16 protein-coding genes are annotated in these 20,779 nt (G+C 31.5%); 10 read left to right on the plus strand and 6 right to left on the minus strand.

The window, feature by feature from the left end:
• From dusB to AC6QZF_RS08775, 5 genes are read right to left on the minus strand one after another with little or no spacing between them, the layout of a single operon-like run.
• Complete coding sequence (dusB, locus tag AC6QZF_RS08755; RefSeq protein ID WP_499799504.1) at positions 1-999, minus strand: tRNA dihydrouridine synthase DusB; 999 nt, start codon at positions 997-999, stop codon at positions 1-3.
• Positions 996-2,882 carry a protein O-mannosyl-transferase family gene (locus tag AC6QZF_RS08760; protein ID WP_499799505.1) on the minus strand — a complete coding sequence of 629 codons (1,887 nt, stop codon included), beginning with the start codon at positions 2,880-2,882 and terminating at the stop codon, positions 996-998. The genes dusB and AC6QZF_RS08760 overlap by 4 nt, the downstream gene beginning before the upstream one ends.
• Positions 2,883-2,895: 13 nt before the next feature.
• On the minus strand, positions 2,896-4,542 hold the full coding sequence (locus tag AC6QZF_RS08765; RefSeq protein ID WP_499799506.1) for an MXAN_6640 family putative metalloprotease: 1,647 nt from the start codon (positions 4,540-4,542) through the stop codon (positions 2,896-2,898).
• Positions 4,535-5,284, minus strand: coding sequence for an LPS export ABC transporter ATP-binding protein (lptB, locus tag AC6QZF_RS08770; RefSeq protein WP_499799508.1), 750 nt, complete (start codon positions 5,282-5,284; stop codon positions 4,535-4,537). Before lptB ends, AC6QZF_RS08765 begins: the two co-directional genes overlap by 8 nt.
• Before the next feature lie 9 nt (positions 5,285-5,293).
• The gene (locus AC6QZF_RS08775; RefSeq protein ID WP_499799509.1) at positions 5,294-6,496 is read right to left on the minus strand and encodes a S1C family serine protease; all 1,203 of its coding nucleotides are present in this window, start codon (positions 6,494-6,496) and stop codon (positions 5,294-5,296) included.
• Between the two features lie 97 nt (positions 6,497-6,593).
• On the opposite strand from AC6QZF_RS08775, the gene priA reads away from it, so the two are divergent.
• The 4 genes from priA to AC6QZF_RS08795 all read left to right on the plus strand — a co-directional run bounded on the left by priA (position 6,594) and on the right by AC6QZF_RS08795 (position 12,405).
• Positions 6,594-9,116, plus strand: a complete 2,523-nt coding sequence (gene priA / locus AC6QZF_RS08780; protein WP_499799510.1) for a replication restart helicase PriA — start codon at positions 6,594-6,596, stop codon at positions 9,114-9,116.
• 101 nt (positions 9,117-9,217) lie between these two features.
• Complete coding sequence (locus tag AC6QZF_RS08785) at positions 9,218-10,378, plus strand: protein-glutamate methylesterase/protein-glutamine glutaminase (protein WP_499799511.1); 1,161 nt, start codon at positions 9,218-9,220, stop codon at positions 10,376-10,378.
• A 32-nt stretch (positions 10,379-10,410) separates the two neighbouring features.
• The gene (locus AC6QZF_RS08790) at positions 10,411-11,262 is read left to right on the plus strand and encodes a hypothetical protein (protein ID WP_499799512.1); all 852 of its coding nucleotides are present in this window, start codon (positions 10,411-10,413) and stop codon (positions 11,260-11,262) included.
• 207 nt (positions 11,263-11,469) lie between these two features.
• The gene (locus AC6QZF_RS08795) at positions 11,470-12,405 is read left to right on the plus strand and encodes a YitT family protein (RefSeq protein WP_499799513.1); all 936 of its coding nucleotides are present in this window, start codon (positions 11,470-11,472) and stop codon (positions 12,403-12,405) included.
• A 6-nt stretch (positions 12,406-12,411) separates the two neighbouring features.
• Here AC6QZF_RS08795 and AC6QZF_RS08800 read toward each other — a convergent pair whose 3' ends face one another.
• Positions 12,412-13,365, minus strand: coding sequence for a class I SAM-dependent methyltransferase (locus AC6QZF_RS08800; RefSeq protein WP_499799514.1), 954 nt, complete (start codon positions 13,363-13,365; stop codon positions 12,412-12,414).
• A gap of 166 nt (positions 13,366-13,531) precedes the next feature.
• On the opposite strand from AC6QZF_RS08800, the gene AC6QZF_RS08805 reads away from it, so the two are divergent.
• The 6 genes from AC6QZF_RS08805 to AC6QZF_RS08830 all read left to right on the plus strand — a co-directional run bounded on the left by AC6QZF_RS08805 (position 13,532) and on the right by AC6QZF_RS08830 (position 20,775).
• Entirely contained in the window at positions 13,532-13,966 is a 435-nt protein-coding gene (locus AC6QZF_RS08805; protein ID WP_499799516.1) for a phosphate-starvation-inducible PsiE family protein, read from the plus strand.
• A gap of 8 nt (positions 13,967-13,974) precedes the next feature.
• Positions 13,975-15,048 carry a hypothetical protein gene (locus tag AC6QZF_RS08810; RefSeq protein ID WP_499799518.1) on the plus strand — a complete coding sequence of 358 codons (1,074 nt, stop codon included), beginning with the start codon at positions 13,975-13,977 and terminating at the stop codon, positions 15,046-15,048.
• Positions 15,048-17,738 (plus strand): cytochrome C, encoded by a 2,691-nt coding sequence (locus AC6QZF_RS08815; RefSeq protein ID WP_499799520.1) that lies wholly within the window; start codon positions 15,048-15,050, stop codon positions 17,736-17,738. The genes AC6QZF_RS08810 and AC6QZF_RS08815 overlap by 1 nt, the downstream gene beginning before the upstream one ends.
• Before the next feature lie 174 nt (positions 17,739-17,912).
• Positions 17,913-18,908, plus strand: a complete 996-nt coding sequence (locus tag AC6QZF_RS08820) for a PhoH family protein (RefSeq protein WP_499799521.1) — start codon at positions 17,913-17,915, stop codon at positions 18,906-18,908.
• Positions 18,905-19,672, plus strand: a complete 768-nt coding sequence (cdaA, locus tag AC6QZF_RS08825; protein WP_499799522.1) for a diadenylate cyclase CdaA — start codon at positions 18,905-18,907, stop codon at positions 19,670-19,672. The genes AC6QZF_RS08820 and cdaA overlap by 4 nt, the downstream gene beginning before the upstream one ends.
• 92 nt (positions 19,673-19,764) lie before the next feature.
• On the plus strand, positions 19,765-20,775 hold the full coding sequence (locus AC6QZF_RS08830) for a methyltransferase (protein ID WP_499799523.1): 1,011 nt from the start codon (positions 19,765-19,767) through the stop codon (positions 20,773-20,775).
• Positions 20,776-20,779 lie beyond the last annotated feature (4 nt).

A 20,779-nucleotide genomic window follows, 5' to 3' on the forward strand; every position in this document is an offset into this window, starting at 1 on the left:
TTATTCTTTGTAATAATTATTTAGATAATTACGATATTGCTCAAGAAGTTCAATAACTTCATTTAAGTTACTCATTTGGACTAATTTCTGTCTATAATGAGAAGTATTATGCAATCCCTTTAAATAACCTGAGTAGTGCTTGCGAAATTCTACTAAACCTCTCGGAAGACCTTTGTCCTCGACATTCAATTTTAAGTGCTCAAGCAAAACATCGAATCTTTCATTAATATTTGGTTTTTCTGGCAAATAACCTGTTTCGATATATTTTTTCGCATCTCTGAAAATAAAAGGATTGCCAAGCACAGCACGACCTATCATAATAGCATCAGCACCATCTACTTCAAGAGCTAAACGAGCAGTTTCTGGTGAAGTAATATCACCATTCAATATCAATGGTATGCTAATATTTTTCTTTATTCCTGGGATATAACTCCAATCAGCCTTCCCTCCCATTCCCATTTCTCTTGTTCTGCAATGAACTGTAATTGCTTTTGCCCCACACTCCTCTTGCATTTTTGCAACTTCATTGATTATTATACTATTTTTGTCCCAACCCAAGCGAGTTTTAACTGTAACAGGAATTTTCACTGCTTTCACGACTGCTTCGGTAATAGCATTCATCAAAGGAATGTTTTTCAACAAGGCAGCACCTGCATTAAGGCTAACAACTTTTTTTACCCAACAGCCATAATTTAAGTCAACAATATCAGCACCAGCTTGCTCTACAATTTTTGCTGCCTCGGACATAACATATGGATCGCTCCCAAAAATCTGAACTGCTACTGGGCGTTCCTGGTCAATAACTCGAATTTTTATTTTCGATTTTTCAACATCTCTTATTAATGCTTCTGAAGCTACAAATTCAGTATATACTATGTCTGCACCAAATCTACGACAAATTATTCTAAATGGGAGGTCGGTTATTCCCTCCATTGGTGCCAAAAAAATTCCATTTTTTATTTCAAGATTATCTATTTTAAAAATTTTGCTTAGCATCATTTCTTAATAAACAAATTGTAATACTTTTCTAATTTTTTGTTTTGAGTAGTGTCACCAATAAACTGAGTGTATTTTATCATTGCTAATATGTTATTTGCAATTGTTAATCTCATTCCATCATAAAGATAATAGCTTTTGTTCTTGGTTAGCAAATCAAGTTTCTCATAATTGATTTTTATATCGTCAAAATTTAAGGTATCCAACTGATTAGATAGTTTTACCGCAAATCCATAAGGAATTTGTCTGTAAGCTCTGGCAATATGAGGTTCAATTAAGAGAATTTCAGGTGTTAGAAAAATGTCTCTTTTCCCTATATTTTTCTCGATTATTGAAACAAAAACATTGATATAATTTACTTGAATAGAAATAGGGTCATATTGTTTGCCAGATTCAAAAAGTTCTAAATCTTTCATATATGATTGGATTTCAGGACTTTGCATATTAACAATTTCTGGATACCATTTAGCTAATTGATAGGGATACCATGTTCGCCTCATAAGTTCTTTCTCAATCATTACGATGTCTTTTCTATATCCTTCTATTTTTTGCAAATACCAAAAAGCAGAGCAAAAGTAATCCCATTGTGAAGAGATGATGATAGAATTTTGGGGCAAGTTATCTATTATTGAGCGAGTATATTCAAAAACTGTTGTATCTTTGCTTTTATCTATTTCTGAATAATTATTAACGATAAAAAATAAAGGGATTAGTATATATAAACTCAATAGTGGCTTTTTTATGTATGATGAATAGTGCATAGTTGGTAGTGCTAAGAATATAAACATAGAGAGATATGCCAAATAGAAATATGGTTGGATATCATAAATAGCATAATTGAATGAGTATAGAACACACGATAAAAAAGCAATTGTTAAAAAAATGAAAATAAATCGACCATTTTTTTTGAAAGATGAGAAGAACAATGTAAAAGGTGCAAAAATAAAATTAAATATTGCGTTTACTTTGTTTTTATCTACAAATATAAAATATAACCCGATTAGATAAACAAAAATGATTAATATACCTATATTTCCTGTTACTTCGTCTAGAAAAACGTTCAAATTCTTTTTCCAAGCGTCCAATCCGGAAAACATCCAAACCTGGTATTGTTTCCCAGAAATGTGATATATAAATTTGTCTATGCTTCTTGAAACATAACCCCAGTTGAAAACTGGTTGCATACTTGAACGAATTGGTAAATATAGATATAATGTGAACGCCAAAAGCAATGGAATGAGTAAGAAAAAAAAGTGTTTAAAACGATTTACTGATAAATCAAAACCTTTTTCATTTTTCTTAAAGAAAGTATATATAGCAACCGGAATAAGTAAAATTGAAGTCAGATGGTTTACTAATGATAAACCGAGAACAAAAGAAGAAAGCAGAAATAATTTGCAATTTTCAGTAAAATATGCTCTCAATATAATGTACAAAAACAAATTAACCATCAAAAAGTGGAGGGAATAAACTTCATTAGTTGTAGCTTGTTCCCAAACAATTGATGTAAAAGCAAATCCAATAGATAGTATTCCTGATGATAACTGGAAAGAGAGGTTATTGTTGATTAATTCTGTCAAGCTGTTGAAAAATAAGGTTCTTAAAATTAAATACATCAATACTGTTGATAACCCACAAAATACCGAAGACAACATATTTAACTGTGTAATGTTATCAAATGGGAAAGGTATTTGTAGCCAAAGGTATGAAATGATTGTATATAGCGGATAACCTGTTGGATGCGCAATCCCTAAAGTTGAAGAAACAGCGGCAAGTTCACCACTATCTGTAAAATATAAGCTTCTCGAAAATGTAAGAAAGTAAATAGCAAAACTAATAATAAAGGTTAATGAAAGAATAATCCTATCAATTTTATCAATCTTCATTTTTAACCAAAAATTATTTAACAACAAACTTGCCAATTTTCAACGAATTATCATTCTTGACTTTATAAAAATATATTCCACTTGAAAATAAGTTTTTCTCTAAGTTTAATGCAACAACGCGATGAGAATTATGAACCATAACTGTTGTCTCTTTTGCATATATTTGTTCCATTTCTGAATTAAATACTTGTAGAAAAACTTTTCCTCCGAACGGGATGTCAGTCGGAGTAGGAATATATATGGTAGAATGTAAATTAAAGTTGAATGGCATTGGATAAGCGTCAGAAACAGGTATTGTTTGATAGCCTTTTCTGCAAAAAGCAGTATCCATATAACTTGACAAAGAACTTGTTTTGTATTGTTTTTCACAAATCTGTCTAGAGTTACCTTCAAAAGAAGGATAAATCAAATCAATTTCGGAATTTATCATAAATTGGTTGAATACTTTATCCATATCAGTGTTTGTTACGAAAAAGTCAAGTGTATCAGGCGTATCAAAAACTATGTTAGTGCTTACTATTATTCTAATTGGTCTGATTTCCAAAGGAAGAACTTGTGATTTTAGCTGAAAAACATCAGTGTGTGAAATTTCACCAGTATAAACAAAATTAATATCAGGGAAAAATCTTGCTTGGTAAAAAGAATAACCATCAATTGTTCTGCTACCAGTATGATATATCCAGGATATAAATTCAAGCCAGGAATCAATAATAGAAGTATTTTCTTCTTTTAATGCAGAATCAAGAGCTTGAAACTGAAATAAGCCGTTTTCAACCAATTCCCACATTCTTTTGACAGGTTTATTCCCGAAAAACTTATCAATAAAATGAAAGTATATACCATAACTATATCCAATTGTAGCTTCGCCATTACCAAAAGGATATTTAGGAAAATTTTTAAATAATGAACGAACATATTGAAGATAATCTCTTGATTCTGGGAATAGTTTGTTTTCCATATACACCGAAACTGATTCGTGCAAGGAAAACATATTAGAATTTGGATCGCCATACATAAATTGAATAGCATGATGGAATTCATGAGCAATCGTGATTTTCATCCCAAGTACTCCATGAGTCGAGTATGTTGGATATTTTTTATTGCTTCCGTCATCGCTTATTGTCATATCATTAGGTGAATAATTATTATCAATAATAATATAGGATGAATATTTTGGGAAAATTTTCCGAGGGAAGATTTCATATTCCGCTCTTGTTTCTCCATAATAGGCTTCTCCCCTATATCCATTACCAATATCAAGAACGTAGATGTCATAATGTTCGCTTCCGCCACCGTATTGTTCAGGATATGGAGATTTCAGTCCCATAATATTAATCATTTGCTTATAAACATAGTCGGCATAAAAAGCAACAGAGTCAATATAATCGGGAATCCCGTTTTTGTCTCGGTCAATTAATTCAACTGCATTATTTCCAAGAGTGTCATAATGAATTTTAAAAACATTCTTAGGTGAAATATATGAGGCTTGTGTTTTTGGTCTAAAATCTGATAATTTTGAGAGCATTTTGCTGTCGAATTTTTTTCTTTCCAGTAGCCATCTATATGTGTTGCTTTTATTAATCACAAAGTCATCATTAGACAAAAGAAATGCCGGTTGAACCCAAAGTAAGAGGAGTATTATTGCAAAAAATCTATTCATATCTCTCTAATTTAAATGTTTCACCTAAATATAAACGTCGGACTTCCTCATTTTGAGCAATATCCTCTGCTGTCCCCGAAATGTAAATATTACCATCAATTAGTATGTATGCTCTATCTGTAATAGATAAAGTTTCGTGAACGTTATGGTCCGTGATTAGAACACCAATATTCTCATCTTTTAGTTTTCTAACAATTTTCATAATATCTTCGACTGCAATTGGATCAATTCCCGCAAACGGTTCATCCAATAAAATAAATTTTGGGTTTGAGGCTAAAGCACGAGCAATTTCGCATCTCCTTCTTTCGCCGCCTGAAAGCATATAACCCTTGCTTTTTCTAATGCGGGCAATACCAAAACTTTCAAGTAATTGCTCTAAACGATTTTGTCGCTGTTTATTAGTCATTTTTTGAAGTTGCAAAATAGACATTATGTTGTTCTCGACAGACATTTTTCTGAAAATAGAAGCTTCTTGGGGTAAATAAGATAGCCCTAATCGAGAACGTTGATACATTGCCCTGTTAGTTATGTCTTGTTCATTGAGAAAAACTCTACCCTCATTCGGCTTTATCATACCAACAATCATATAAAACGATGTCGTTTTTCCAGCACCATTTGGACCTAGAAGACCAACTACCTCGCCTTGAGCAATCTCTAAATCAACACCTTTAACAACGGTTCTTTGTTTATATTTTTTAACTAATTTTTCAGCTCTGAGAACCGATTTTTCTACTTCCGACACTTGGCTACCTTATTTTTTCTCCAACTTGAATGTTTTTTTTATTTTTTCATCACCTCTTAACAATTCTAATATTATTTTATCACCGACCTTTGAATCACCAATTTCTATGTAATAATCTTCTGCTTTGTGAATATTTGTATCATTAACTTTGAGAATTACATCTCCTGGTTCAATGCCATTTTTGTCCGCAGGTGAGCGTCTTTCAACAGAAAATACGACTGCACCTTCTTTTACATTTGATTTTAAATATTGAGCAATTTGCTCATCAATATCTCTAACGTCCATCCCAATATAAAAATCTCTATCAATCGATTTGTTTTTCTTTATTTCGTCAATAATTTTTTTAACTCTATTAATCGGAATAGCAAAACCAATCCCAATACTTCCTGCACCAGAACGCGATTGAGCCGTTGAGAAAATTACAGTATTTATACCAATGACCTCGCCTAAAGCATTGACGAGTGGTCCACCAGAATTGCCCGAGCTTATTGCAGCGTCGGTTTGTAACATATTTCTGTATACTCGGTTTTGAGGTCTATCCTCCTGAATAAAACTTACATTTGTATTAGAAATAACTCCTACGGTAACGGTTGGCTTCGCATTTTTATCAAATAATCCAAAAGGATTACCAAATGCTATTGCCCACTCGCCAACAATTACATTATCCGAATTCCCTAATTCCAAATATGGGAGATTTTTACCATCAATTTTAAGTAATGCTACATCGCTAACCATATCAGCCCCAATGATTTCCGCGTCGTATTTCTCTCCGTTTGTCATTGTAACAACAATTTTGGTTGCATTGCCTGCAACGTGATGATTGGTTAATATATAACCATCTGGCGAAATTATAAATCCAGAGCCTAATCCTTGGACTTTATATTCTCTTTTGCGTGGTCCACCACCGAAAAATTCTCTAAATCTTTGAAAAAATGGGTCATCAGAAAATGGAAAATCAAAGAATGGATCTTGATAAACTACCTGTCTTACTTCTGTAACATTAATGCCAACAATTGCAGGGCGACACTTCTCTACAGCTCTTGTAATGGCATTTTGGCGAGAATTTGCAACTTCCATTTGTGCTCTTTGAGCTTCCGCGGCCGAGATATTAGATTCTCTATACAGATGACTAATGTTCGACTTTTTATCATCACACGATACAGTGACAGTTGATAAGAAAAGTAAAAGAATTAAGAAATTTGTCCTTTTCATCAGTTATTACTCCATTACTTTGCAAATTAACAATTAATAGCAAAAAAATGTTATTTTTAATGTTAAATTTACGTATAAATAATTATTTAATTTTAATATGAACGCTGAATTTTGCTTTATTGAAGTAGCTTTACCTATTGCAATCGATAATATTTTTACTTACAAACTACAATCTCCTAAAAGTAATTCTTTAATAGGTTGCAGAGTAATTGTACCTTTTAAAAATAAAAAACTAACTGGTGTAATTGTTAATATTAGCAACAATAGTGATGTAAAATATGATATTAAGTTAGCTTATGAGCTTCTTGATGAAACTCCAATAATTTCTGATAAATTACTTTCTTTGGCAAAATGGATTTCGGAGTATTATTTTTCTCCTTTGGGAGAAACTATTAAAGCAATGATTCCATTATCACTAAATGTGAAATCCAATAAGAAAATTAAATTGAAACAATTTATCCATGAAGATGAAATAGAAAATATTTTAAAAAATGCACCAAATCAAAAAGTTGTGTATAATTTTTTAAAAAGTAGAAAAATAAACTCAGAAATCACACAAAGCTTTCTGATGAAAAAACTAAAAGTTGACCGTATCTCTACTATTATTGAGGCTTTAGCAAAAAAAAATATAGTTGAAATTCAAGATGATTTACGAAAGAATATCTCTCCAAAATTTGAAAAAATCATCAAATTAAATGAAGTTTTTTTTACAGATGATAATAAAGTAATGCAATTAATTAGTAGTTTAGAAAAGAAGGCGCCCAAAAAATTAGCATTCCTTATAATGTTAATCGCGAAATTCGAAGAAAACGAGAAAAATTTGTATTATTCAGAGATAGTTAATCATTATGACAAAAGGATAATCGACTTTTTTATTAAAGAAGAAGTGATTGAGGTAACATTAAAAGAAAAAGACCAAATTTTCTTAGAAACAAATCAATTTTCATTAGCTAAAATCAATGAGCTGACTCTTCCTTTAACTGATGAACAAAGTATGACAAAAAATATCATTGAAGAATCAATAAATTTGAACGCTTTTAAAACTTTTTTACTCTATGGAGTTACAGGAAGTGGGAAAACATTAGTATACTTACATACAATAAAAAAAGCGATAGAAAGTGGTAAGTCTGCTTTAATGTTAGTGCCTGAAATTGCATTAACACCTCAATTAATTGATCGTTTTTCCAAAGCCTTTCCAAATCAGATTGCCATTTTTCATAGTAAGATGTCTGAACAAGAACGTTTTTATGTATTCAATAATTCAATGAAAGGTAATGTGAAAATCGTAGTGGGTGCGAGATCTGCTGTATTTATACCGTTGAGAAATCTTGGATTAATAATTGTTGATGAAGAGCACGAAACTACATATAAACAAGATTCGCCCAACCCACGATATAATGGACGAGATGTTGCAATAATGAGAGGTAAATTCGAAAATGCAACTGTTGTGTTAGGTTCAGCAACTCCATCTATCGAGAGCTATTATAATGCTTCAATTGGTAAATATCAATTATTAGAAATTAAATCAAGAGCAGATGGAGCAAATCTTCCGGCGATTAAAATTATTGATACAGTGAATAATCGAAAAAAAGGTCTTATGAGAGGTGAATTTTCAAATGATCTACTTGAAAAAATTAAAGAAAAAATACAAAAAAAAGAAGGAGTTATTTTATTTCAAAATAGAAGAGGTTTTGCAAGTTACTTACAATGTCCTGATTGTGGGTACGTTCCTATGTGTGACCAATGCAGTGTTTCGCTTGTATTTCATAAAACAACACAAGATTTAAGATGCCATTATTGTAATTATATAAAAAAAAATATATACACTTGTCCTGAATGTGGTTGTAATAATATGAGAGAGATTGGAGCAGGTACGCAAAGAATTGAAGATGAACTTGCTGCATTGTTAGAAATGGAAAACCAACCTTATACTATTGAAAGAATTGATTTGGATACAACTCGTCTCAAAGGTTCTCACAGGGGAATTCTGGAAAGATTTGCGAAAAGCAAGACTGATATTCTGGTCGGGACACAAATGGTTGCAAAAGGAATTGATTTCGAAAGGGTCACGCTTGTTGGAGTGATGAATGCAGATTTACTTATGTACGTTCATAATTTTAGAGCAAGTGAGCGAGCATTACAATTGCTAATTCAAGTTGCAGGTCGTTCTGGTAGAAAATCCAATACAAAAGGCGAAGTTATTATTCAAACCTCTCAACCAGATAATTTGGTTATTCAAAATGTTCTCAATAACGATTATTTTTCATTTTATAGTAGTGAAATATCAACTAGAAAAAAAGCTAAATATCCACCATTTTATAGATTCTGTGTGGTTGAATTTAAAGATGAAAATGTTGAGAAAGTTGAAGCTGCTGCTGCTTTTTTTAGGAAATTTTTAAGTAACAACAATCATATTGATGTGTTGGGTCCAATCGTCCCTACTATTAACAAAATACAGAAGCAATTCAGGAGAATAATAATTATTAAAAATAATAAAATTAATGACCCTCAAGCAAAATTTCTTCGTTTATATTTAAAAAATGCAAAATCACATTATTTATCAAGCAAATACAAAAATACTAAATTTGTCATTGATATTGATAGCAACCAAAGTGTATAATTTTTATGTGAAAAAACAATATTATTACAAAATATAATAAATCTTTTTCGTTTTTAATAATCGATCTTAGTAGAAGTATTAATATAAATTTTATTTGTATAATGGATAAAATTAAGGTAATTGTTGTTGACGACTCAGTTTTTATGCGTAAAGCACTAACCAAAATCATCAACACCGATGACATAGAAGTCATTGAAACGGCAGTAAATGGTAAGGATGCAATTGAGAAAATCAAGCAATATCAACCTGACCTTGTTACGCTTGATATAGAAATGCCAATAATGAATGGTATTGAGGCACTCAAAGTGATAATGAAAGAATGCCCTGTCCCTGTTATAATGATCAGCACGTTAACAAGCGAAGGTGCAGAAGCAACAATTGAAGCTTTGTCTAACGGAGCAGTTGATTTTGTTACAAAAAAACCTGCTTTTACAGAAATGAACTTGCTCCAAGATGAAATTGTTGGGAAAATAAGGTCAGTCGCAAACAATAAAGCATTGCGAAATCAGCTTAAAAGACAAAGTTTAATTTTGCAAAAAAAGAATGAATTTATTCAAAATACTACTACTCAAACAGAGAGGAAAGTTTCTGCGAGTCATTTAGAGATTGCCAAACAATTAGCTGAAAGAGCTAGGCAAAGAAAATCACAGTATTTCCAAAATACAAATCGTAAAAGACCTGAACCTAATGAAATTGAAATAATTGTAATTGGAATTTCCACAGGTGGTCCTGTTGCACTGCTTGAACTATTCAAACGTTTGCCTGGGAATATCCCAGTTCCAATATTAGTGGCACAACATATGCCACCTTATTTTACAAAATCCTTAGCTGATAGGCTTAATGGCTTGTCAGAACTTAACATAAAAGAAGCAGAAGATGAAGAAGTTGTTAAACCTGGATATGTATACTTTGCACCAGGTGGAAGACAAATGGCTATAAATAAAAAATTTAATTTATGTGTTTCGGATGAACCCCGAAATGAATTATATAAACCCTCTGTCAATGTATTGATGAATTCGGCAATAGACGTTTATGGTAAATCAATGGTCGGTGTGATAATGACAGGAATGGGACACGATGGAAGAGATGCTCTGAAAAGACTTCATAGTATCGGTGGTTATGTTATTTCTCAGGATGTCGAAAGCTGTGTCGTTGCAGGTATGCCAAGGTCTGTTATTGATGCTGGTATTGCTGATGAAGTCCACTCACTTAACGACTTACCTGATGCTATTGCTTCGCTGTTTAAATTAACGGCTAAATAAAAGGGCATATTTTTTGATAAGAATAACATTTTATGTCAAAAGAAAAAAAATATATTGACCCTTTTTCAGAAGAATTTGACGAGAAAGATATTGTCAACAGGGCTAAACCATTTGAAGATTTTTCTGATGAGCCTGTTGATAGTGATCAAATAGGTCCAAAAATTGTGGCTGATATTGTAAGTGATGGCGAAAGTTTACATTTACATACTATCGAAGAAAACCAAGATGAATTTTTTGGTTTGATTAAGAAAGAAGATATAGATAGCGGAAAACATTTACTAGAAGAAATATCTGATTATAATTCTCAGTCGAATGTAAGCGAAGAATTAATATCCCAGGACCCACATATAGTTGAATTTATTCGTCCAGAAGAAGAAATTCAAGCGTATTTACAGCAAAATTTTCGCGATTATATAAAAGTTCCTAAAATTTCAGGTAAATTGAATAAGTTTTCAGAAAGAAATTTGCTAAAAAAAGAAGAAATCAAGCCTACCGGTAAAAAACTTGAAATTGTAGATAATTTACCAAAAGGGTTAAATCCAAAATCTAATACCTCTATCCTGATTAATAGGGATATAAATGGTGAAATTGAGTCGATCGAAATACTTTGCAAATGTGGTGAAAAAACATTGATTTCTTTCGAATATTCTGATATTACTGATGAAGAAAGTGATTTAACTGAAATTATTGACGAACCAACAGGTGCTATTCCATTTGAAAATTTACATAAAGTAAAAGAAAACATACTAATAGTTAATCCTGATGTGTTAATAGAAGATTTAAAGAAAATTGAATTTATTGAAGATGACGAAGAAAATAAACAAGGAAGCAACATAGATGAAGACAATGAAGATGATATTGATATAGACGAAGAAGAATTTTAAAGTAAGTTTTCGATATATCTACTTAACTATTTGCCTTTCGCCGTTATTATTTAGATATTGTCCAATAAACATAATTATATCAATAAAATAGTGTCGATTTGTGTTTTTCATAGGTAAATTGCATTTATTTTTGTATTTTTGTTTTTTATTTTAATTTATAAAAATATATAAATGCTAATTTTTGTGGAATAAAAAAATATATTGAATATGGAGAAGATAAAATTTCATAAAGAACTAATATTAGAGTATTTCTTTTTGTCGCTTGGAGCAGCGATTATGGCTGCGGGAATAGGGATCTTTTTAGTAGATGCTAAAGTAGTTCCGGGTGGTGTAAGTGGCTTATCTATGGCAATACATTACCTTTCTGGGAGTAAAATACCTGTTGGTTTATTAATGTGGGTTCTTAACGTACCCTTGTTTTTTTGGGGCATTAAGGAATTAGGAAAAACATTTGCGTTTAGAACTTTCTATTCTTTTACTCTAAATTCTTTTTTTATAGACCTATTTAGAGGTGATGTGCCTGGACTTCGTTTTATTAGATTTCAGGATCATCAAGCTGTGCAAGAACTTTTGAAGCAAGATTTTCTCTTTCTGATTTTACTCGGTGCTGTTTTACTGGGAGTTGGTTTAGGTATTATCTTTAAGTTTAAGGGGACCACCGCTGGCTCTGATATTGTAGCATCTATTATGCAAAAGCATTTTGGAATTAAGCCGGGTCAAGCAATAATGATTATAGATTTCTTTGTGATTACGTTTGCTGGGCTTGTAATTGGGTTGAAAGGTTTAAGCCCTGAAAAAAGTGCTGTTACTCTTACACTGTACGCTTTTTTCCTGTTATTTGTATCCAGCAAGCTAATTGACATTATAATTGATGGTTTTGATTATGCAAGAGCTGCTTTTATTGTTTCAAATAAGTCACAAGAAATTGGAAATGCAATCATTAACAACTTGCGTAAAGGTGCAACAGCATTTAAAACAAGGGGATTGTACTACAATATTGATAGAGAAGTTATTTATACCGTGGTTTCTTTGAGAGATATGACTAAGTTGATCGAATTGGTCAAAAGCATTGACCCCGACGCTTTTGTAACAATTCATAACGTCCACGAAGTTTTGGGAGAAGGTTTTAGAAGAAGAATTTAGATGTTGTTAAACAGGTTTTAAGAAAAAGGCGCAGGTATCTCCATATTTTGCTTTATTGAGTTTCTGTGCTTTTTTCTTATAAAAGCGCAGTAATTCTTTTCTATTGAAAATTGAATCTTTTTTGTTCTTGTAATAAGAGCCTTCACTTACAAGTGGAATTCCTTTTAAATATTGCTCGCTTCCAATAAATTGAAATTCATTTGAAATAAATATATTATCCTTTATAAGGTACCCACATTTTTCTGATAGTATTCTCATACTATTGATTGAATGCAAGAAATAGTGCCTTGGAGCGTCTAATTGTACCCAATGTTCTTTGTATTTTTCCCAAGCATAAGAGCTCACAGTTGGTACACAGAGCAGCAAAACTCCTTCAGGGTTTAACAATTCCTTAACTTTATTTAGAGTTTCAAACTGTTCTTTTATATGCTCGAAAGAATGATGAAACATGATTAAATCAAACTTTTCATATAAATCGAATATATTTTTTTTAAGAATATTCAATCCGTTCTTATGTTGAAGATCTTTTTCAATATATGGATCTATTCCTAATAAGTTTACAAAACCAATTTCTTTTAAATCATAAAGTAAAGCACCGTCTCCACAGCCAACATCTAATATTTTGGATGATTTATCAATTGGGAGATTTCTTAGTAATTGTAAAGAATTATTGGGTATTAAAATATTGAGTATCTTGCCAATAATTCCTTTTCTAGTAATTGCATAATTATTTCTTTTATTTTTTAAAATTCTTTTAATAGAGCTAGCTTGTGTGTGAATTCCATAACTGTAATAATTTTTAGGATAATATTTATCAATGTTTTTGGGGAATTCAAAAATTTGGAGACAACCACACGCACTGCATTGGAAGTATTTAAACTCGTCCTGTGTGCCGAACATCATTTCTTTAACTACAAGTTCTTTGTTATTTTCTACATTTTGACAAATTTTACACTGCATATGATTATGAAATATTCATTTCAAAAATTAATTCTAAAATAATAATTAAATAGGAAATAAATTGAAACAAATAAATATTACTTCAAATAAATGAAAAAAAAATAATCATATAAACATTGCAAATTAATAAATATTATATTAAATTTTAGGGAAATAGGTGCTTACAATGCTTCCCAAAGATACAATAGACAAAATTATTTCAGCAGTTGAAAAATCTATATTGATTGTTATTATTTTATTTTTAATTATTAGCTCCATTTTGTTGATTATTGAAGAAATCAACTCAATAATTTCGTTTTATGGTGAGAAACAGTCAATAAAAATAATCATTGAAATAATCAGCAAGACTCTTTTGCTTCTAATGATTATTGAAATATTAATAACAGTTAAAATTTCATTAACTGAGCATATTCTGTCCTGTCAACCATTTTTGATAATTGGACTTATTGCCGCAGTACGTAGAATTTTAATAATAAGTGTTGAAATTGCTTATGTTCACGATATGTTTAATCACTATATTATTGAAATGGGATTGTTAATCTTATTAATCCTGATTTTTGTTATTGCCCTTGCAATTTTAAGAAAATACTCTATAAAATAGGAGGTATTATGGATCCTAATCAACTTATTCCAAAACCAGATGCAATACCTGCTCCACCTTGGTTAATGATTTTACTCGAACAATTATTGTTTTTACTCCATATTTTAATTGTTAATGCTCTTTTAGGAAGTGCTCTAATTATTTTTTATCGTTGGTTTAAAAATCATAATAATGAAGAATTTTTTGAACTAAACAAACCTATTGCATCAAAAATTCCGGTAATGTTTGCATTAGGTATTAATCTTGGGGTTGCACCTTTACTTTTTTTGCAAGTTACTTTCGGGCATTTGTTTTATTCAAGTTCAGTTCTTATGGCAACGTATTGGATATTGGTTATTCCTTTTCTAATTATTGCATATTACGGCGCATATATTCATTACAAAAAAATGTCTAATAATCCTGGATTTGCAAAATTTTCAATTATCGTGTTGATATTGATGGTTTTTTATATTGCTTTTATGCTTGTTAATAACAATTCTTTGATGGAGCAGCCTGAAAAATGGGTAAAATACTTTGACAATCGTGATGGAACCATTTTGCTGGTATCCGATATATCAATTTATCCAAGGTTTTTAAAATTTGTTTTTGCTTCTATCGCAATTGGTGGTTTGTTTACAGCATTGTTATTTTATTTCAAAAAAGATGTCTCCAATAAACAAGAGAAAATTAAACAGGGACTAAAAATTTTCGGCATTGCTACTGCAATACAAATGACAATTGGTTTTATATATTTGTTTACTCTTCCCGAAGACATTATGCTAAAATTAATCGGTAGAGACTTACTAAGCTCAATAATATTATTAATCGGAATTATTGCTGCAATTGGAGCATTAACATTTGCTTTTCAGGGGAAATTATTTGCAACCTTATATCATCTTTTGCTTACAATGATTGCTATGGTAATTACACGCTATTTATTAAGAATGATGTATTTGAACGATAATTTTTCTTTAAGCTCTTTACATATAGAATCCCAATGGATGATATTTGCATTATTTGTAGTTATTCTTCTAATCGGTTTATATTCAGTTTGGTATATGATTAGATTAGGTTTTGCAAATAATTCAGGGAGGACAGAATAATGAACTATCCAATATGGGAATTGTATTACCTGAATTCAGGTACATTAGTCGCGATTATTTCAATATTGCACGTCTATATTTCGCATCTGGCTGTGGGTGGGGGTTTCTTTTTATGGTACACCGACAGAAAAAGCATAAAAGAGAACAATTTGGAATTGAGAGAATACGTTAAAAAACACACCTGGTTCTTTCTCTTGTTAACAATGGTATTCGGTGGCGTTACAGGAGTTGGGATATGGTTTATTATAGCACTTGCAAATCCAGCAGCAACTTCATCATTAATACATACTTTTGTATTTGGGTGGGCTATTGAATGGGTATTTTTCGTTGGAGAAATCACTGCTCTCTTAATTTACCATTACCGTTTTGATAAAATGACCGATAAGGATAGGCTTAAAATAGCATTTCTTTACTTTTTGTTTGCCTGGCTAAGTTTGTTCATCATCAATGGTATACTTACGTATATGCTAACTCCAGGCAGTTGGCTTGAAAATAAATCTTTCTGGTCTGGCTTTTTCAACCCTACTTATTTTCCTTCTTTACTTTTCAGAACATCTGTTATGGCTCTTGTTGCTGGACTATTTGGGCTGATTACGGCTGTATTTATGAAATACAATGAATTCCGGATTTATCTTATAAAGTATTGTTCAAAATGGTTGCTTTACTCTTTTCCATTTATGATTATTTTTGGCTTATGGTATTTTTATTCTATTCCTGAAAATACACGTTTTACTAATTTCGTTCTTAATCAGCAAATGATGAGCGTTGTTTCTATATTGTTAGTATCTACTGCATTATTATTCTTTCTCGCCTTGTTTTTTATTATTCGTTCAAAGCCTGCACTACAAAAAATTATGGTATTTCTTCTTCTTATTATTGGTCTTGGATGGTTTTCTGGATTTGAATATGTTCGCGAATATGCTCGAAAACCATATATAATCCACGGATATATGTACTCAACTTCAATTTATGTTCAAGATGAAGAAAAATTAAATAATGAAGGAATTTTAGCACACGCCAAATGGTCTTCAATTAAAAAAATAACCGATGAAAATAAAATTGCCGCCGGAAGAGAAATATTTAATATTCAATGTCTATCTTGCCATACAATTAATGGAATAAAGAATGATGTTGTAAATAAGTTCAAGAGCTTAGCTTATGTCGGAATAATGTCTCAAATCTATGGTCAAGGAAAAGTTCTCAATTATATGCCTAAATTTATTGGGACACGAGATGAACTTGAAGCATTGGCTTTATTTATTGCAAAAGATTTACTCGGCAAAGAAATAATTACTGAACTTTCCACCAAAAGACCTAATCCAGTTGAGCTGGATATTCCTGCTTTTGATCCACAAAAAGATGAATACGTCCTCTTGGCTTGGAACGATATCGGTATGAAATGCATTACCGATAATTACAAAATGTTTATGTTTCTACCACCAGGTAATATTTTAGAAGCGTTACTTATTAAAAGAGATGCTTTTCCAATAATTGTTTCAAAAGGTGTAGAAATTCAATACGAAGTAGAACCAGGATTTGAAAATCCATCAAAATTTATTGAATTTTGGAAATATTCTGAAGCCTATTATGGTAAGAAAATTTCAGACAATATTGGGACAACCGGGAATGGCTTAAAAGGCAAATTTATTTGGGATGAAAAAGAGAGAAAATTTGTAGCAAAAGGAATTCCTGTAGTACCATATAAAGATGATGGCAGTTATAATCCGTATCCAAGATTCAAGGTTAAAGCAGTAGATGTTGCCACTGGAAAAGTACTAAAAGAGACAAAAGTTGTTGCCCCTGTTTCTTCTGAAATGGGATGTCGCTTATGTCACGATGGTGGCTGGCGGGTAAATAACTTGTCAGGTCTTGCTGACGAAACTGCCGCGAATATTTTATCCACTCATGATAGGCTTAATAAAACCCAACTTCTCAAATCTGCGTTGGAAGGTAAGCCTGTTATGTGTCAAAGTTGCCATCCTGATCCACTTGTTAAATCTGATGGTTTACCTGGTCATAACAGTTTTTCGGCTTCTATGCACGGTTGGCATGCAAATTATATGGTTATCGATGGTCCGAAAGCCTGTGTCACTTGTCATCCAAGTAGTTCTACTGGTAATACACAATGTAGCCGAGATATTCATTCTCTTGTTGGTTTAAATTGCACAAGTTGCCACGGAAATATTGATGATCACGCTGCTTCTCTTTTAAAATATGAATTTAAAAATAATACGAGTGCAAAACGTCTTGCTGCTAATCTAAAATTGAAACAAGTAAACTCAATTGATGAAATTAATGCAAGAAAATCGTGGCACCAATTGCCTGATTGTATGAATTGCCACGAAGGTTATGAACAACCCAAAGCTAATTTTAAAAGCTTCAACAAATGGGTAGCATCTGCTTCTGATTTATATAAAAATCGGCGAGATGATAGAGGACGTGTGCAGTGCGTCGCTTGCCATAATTCACCTCATGCCATTTATCCCACAAAGAATATTGTTAATCCTAATCATGATAATATTCAGCCCTGGCAATATCAGAAAAACCCGTATCCAATAGGCACAAATAACAATTGCGTTATTTGTCATAAAATTGATATGAAAATGTTAAAACATCATCCAAATATGGACAAACCATTTAGAAACGTTCAATTAGTTGAAAAGCACGGTTTATTACAAGTTAAGAAGTAATATGATTTAGATAATTTAGCAACAAATAAAAGGGCTGCTTTCGATCAGGCAGCCTTCATTTTTTCCTATTCTTCATTCTTTTGATTATTCAAGTTTTTTAGTTAATTTTGACTTTAATTTTAATTTACTTTTTATGATGTAAGTTCTTTATTTTAAATAAATTTTTTGCTAAATATGGAAATAATTGAAAAAAAATTAAGAATTGAAGATGCAGAGTTAATTTCTGCATTTGAATTAAATGACAATTTTTTGCAGCTTATTCAGAATAGGTTTAAAACAGCTGTTCTAATTCGAGGTGAAAATTTAATTCTTAAAGGATATACTGATGAAATAAAAGTAATCGAACGACTGTTTAGAGAATTTTCATATTTACTAAAAAGAAATGGAGTCATTCTACAAAGCGATATATCAACAATTTTAGAACTGATAGATACAAGAGAATATGAAGAAATAAAACATAATGGGAATAATAAGAATCCTGTAATATACAACGGTGTTAAGGAGATAATTCGTGTTAAATCACAAAAGCAACTTGAATATTACGAAAAAGTACTTAATAATGATTTAGTTTTTGCAATTGGTCCGGCAGGGACTGGCAAAACATTTCTTGCTGTAGCTATGGCGTTAGCTGCATTAAGACTTAACGAAGTATCGAAAATCATTATTACACGACCAGCAGTTGAAGCTGGTGAATCACTTGGATTTTTGCCCGGCGATATGCGAGAGAAAATTGACCCCTATTTGCGTCCACTCACTGATGCAATGCACTATCTGCTCTCTGGTGATAAACTAAAAGCATTGTTAGAAAAACAGACTATCGAAATTACTCCTCTTGCTTATATGCGTGGTAGAACTCTTAACAATGCTTTTATTATTCTCGATGAAGCTCAAAATGCAACACGCACACAGATGAAGATGTTCCTAACACGTTTCGGACCAAATTCCAAAGTTATTATTACTGGCGATGTAACTCAGATTGATTTGCAAAATAAGGAGGACTCAGGACTTATTCATGCAAGTAATATCTTAAAAGGAATAAAAGGAATTGAGTTTGTCTATTTCAGCAACAAAGATGTTGTTCGCCATAAGTTAGTTGCAGAAATAATTAAAGCATACGAGAAAGAAACCAAGTCAGAAGCTAAAAAATCCTCCGGGAAAGAAAAAGAATGATTGACCTATTTAAAATAGGTTTTTTGACTGTTACTTTAATTGATTTGGTCGACATTGCAATCGTTACAACTTTTTTCTATTGGCTGTATAGTCGTTTGCGAGACACTATTGCAGTTAATGTGCTATTCGGATTAGTAATTGTTATTGCTTTGTCTTTTATAACAGAGGCCGTTAATCTAAAGTCGCTCAACTGGATATTAAAAACAATTTCTGATATTTGGTTAATAGCCTTTATTGTTCTATTTCAACCTGAAATAAGAAAATTACTGATGATAATAAGTAGAAGCAGAATATTCCGATCATTTGTGCAGACAAAAATTTCTGATGTTATAGACGAAATTACTGATGCAGTAAAAGAACTTTCGGAAAAGCATATCGGAGCGTTAATCGTATTTCCTCGCTCTCAAAATGTCCAAATGACAATTGATACTGGTATCAGGATACAAGCTACTTTGACAAAAGAACTCGTTTTGTCTATTTTTAACGTAAAGTCCCCTTTGCACGATGGTGCAATAATTGTTGAAAACAATATGATTGTAGCTGCAAGATGCATTTTGCCTCTTTCTCAGCAAACTAAATTTAAAGGGAAAAATTTAGGGACACGCCATCGTGCTGCACTCGGTCTATCAGAACAGGTTGACGCCATCATTCTTGTTGTATCAGAGGAAACTGGCGGTATTTCAGTTGCAGATAGTGGAGAATTAAATTTTAATATTCACATTGATAATCTTGCAGCGGTATTAACATCTAAACTAGCTGACTAAGCAATTATTCATGATGACTTTGTTTTTATTTGTAATTATTCATATTTATTCTTAATTTATAAAATTCATTTTCCAATAAGAGTGAGTAATATATGAAGCCTTCATTGTGGAGTGAAAATTCTAAATACAACTTAATTATTGATGTCGCGACTTCATTTCAAAAAAGCAAAATCTTCTTTGCTGCAATTGAACTAAATATTTTTTCAATTATCGGCGAAGACAAATTATCAGCCAAAGAAATATCTAATAAAATTCAAACTGACTTAAAAAATACCGAAAGGCTACTCAATGCTCTATGTACACTGAACTTCTTAATTAAACACAATGATTTGTATGAAAATTCCCCAATTACAAAGCACTATCTTCTTGAAAATGGTGAAGAGTATATCGGTGAATTGCATCATATCAACGATCTTTGGAACTCTTGGACAGATCTAACATATTGCATTAAAAAAGGAAAGCCAAAAGAGTTTAAAACTGTGAATGAAAAGGACCAAGAGTGGATTTTTAATTACCTTCTTTCGCTAAAATGGAAATCAAAATATGAGGCTCCAATCGTTGTTAGAAATATGAATCTTAGAAATTGCAAAAGGGTTTTAGATGTCGGTTGTGGTTGTGGTTCTTATTTAATTGAAATTGCTAAAAACTATCCTCATATAGAGTGCATTGGCCTCGATTATGCAAATGTTGTTGGTCAAATAGAAAAAGTAAGTCAAATAAGTAAATATGAAAATATTAATATTATACCTTGTGATGTTTATCTCCAAGACATTGGTAATAATTATGATGTTGTGCTTGTTTCATATTTGCTTCAAGAGTATTCATTATGGGATAATATGGAATTATTAAAAAAGATTTATTACTCTTTAAATAAAAACGGTCAAGTGTTTATTCATCAACAAGTAATTAATGATGATAAAATTACCCCCAAAAGTGCTGTGATGAATTCGTTAAACATGATGGTCAATACACTTGAAGGAGATATTATGACTGAAACAGAACTGTGGGTTATATTAAAAGAAAATTGGTTTGATAATGTTGCATTTGTTAGAACTGACTTTGATACCACAATTGTTTGCGGGCAGAAATTAACAAGTTTTTAGATGG

The sequence above is a fragment of the Eximiradius sp. genome (genome assembly GCA_937127445.1).
In the GTDB taxonomy this organism is placed as follows: domain Bacteria; phylum Bacteroidota; class Ignavibacteria; order Kapaibacteriales; family UBA2268; genus JAKIZO01.

Excerpts from the sequence above, each read along its gene's own strand:
- AC6QZF_RS08830 (WP_499799523.1), top strand. The coding sequence starts at position 19,765 with ATGAAGCCTTCATTGTGGAGTGAAAATTCTAAATACAACTTAATTATT.
- AC6QZF_RS08765 (WP_499799506.1), bottom strand. The coding sequence starts at position 4,542 with ATGAATAGATTTTTTGCAATAATACTCCTCTTACTTTGGGTTCAACCG.
- AC6QZF_RS08760 (WP_499799505.1), bottom strand. The coding sequence starts at position 2,882 with ATGAAGATTGATAAAATTGATAGGATTATTCTTTCATTAACCTTTATT.
- AC6QZF_RS08795 (WP_499799513.1), top strand. The coding sequence starts at position 11,470 with ATGGAGAAGATAAAATTTCATAAAGAACTAATATTAGAGTATTTCTTT.
- AC6QZF_RS08790 (WP_499799512.1), top strand. The coding sequence starts at position 10,411 with ATGTCAAAAGAAAAAAAATATATTGACCCTTTTTCAGAAGAATTTGAC.
- AC6QZF_RS08805 (WP_499799516.1), top strand. The coding sequence starts at position 13,532 with ATGCTTCCCAAAGATACAATAGACAAAATTATTTCAGCAGTTGAAAAA.
- AC6QZF_RS08810 (WP_499799518.1), top strand. The coding sequence starts at position 13,975 with ATGGATCCTAATCAACTTATTCCAAAACCAGATGCAATACCTGCTCCA.
- cdaA (WP_499799522.1), top strand. The coding sequence starts at position 18,905 with ATGATTGACCTATTTAAAATAGGTTTTTTGACTGTTACTTTAATTGAT.
- AC6QZF_RS08775 (WP_499799509.1), bottom strand. The coding sequence starts at position 6,496 with ATGAAAAGGACAAATTTCTTAATTCTTTTACTTTTCTTATCAACTGTC.
- AC6QZF_RS08820 (WP_499799521.1), top strand. The coding sequence starts at position 17,913 with ATGGAAATAATTGAAAAAAAATTAAGAATTGAAGATGCAGAGTTAATT.
- AC6QZF_RS08800 (WP_499799514.1), bottom strand. The coding sequence starts at position 13,365 with ATGCAGTGTAAAATTTGTCAAAATGTAGAAAATAACAAAGAACTTGTA.
- priA (WP_499799510.1), top strand. The coding sequence starts at position 6,594 with ATGAACGCTGAATTTTGCTTTATTGAAGTAGCTTTACCTATTGCAATC.
- AC6QZF_RS08815 (WP_499799520.1), top strand. The coding sequence starts at position 15,048 with ATGAACTATCCAATATGGGAATTGTATTACCTGAATTCAGGTACATTA.
- AC6QZF_RS08785 (WP_499799511.1), top strand. The coding sequence starts at position 9,218 with ATGGATAAAATTAAGGTAATTGTTGTTGACGACTCAGTTTTTATGCGT.
- dusB (WP_499799504.1), bottom strand. The coding sequence starts at position 999 with ATGATGCTAAGCAAAATTTTTAAAATAGATAATCTTGAAATAAAAAAT.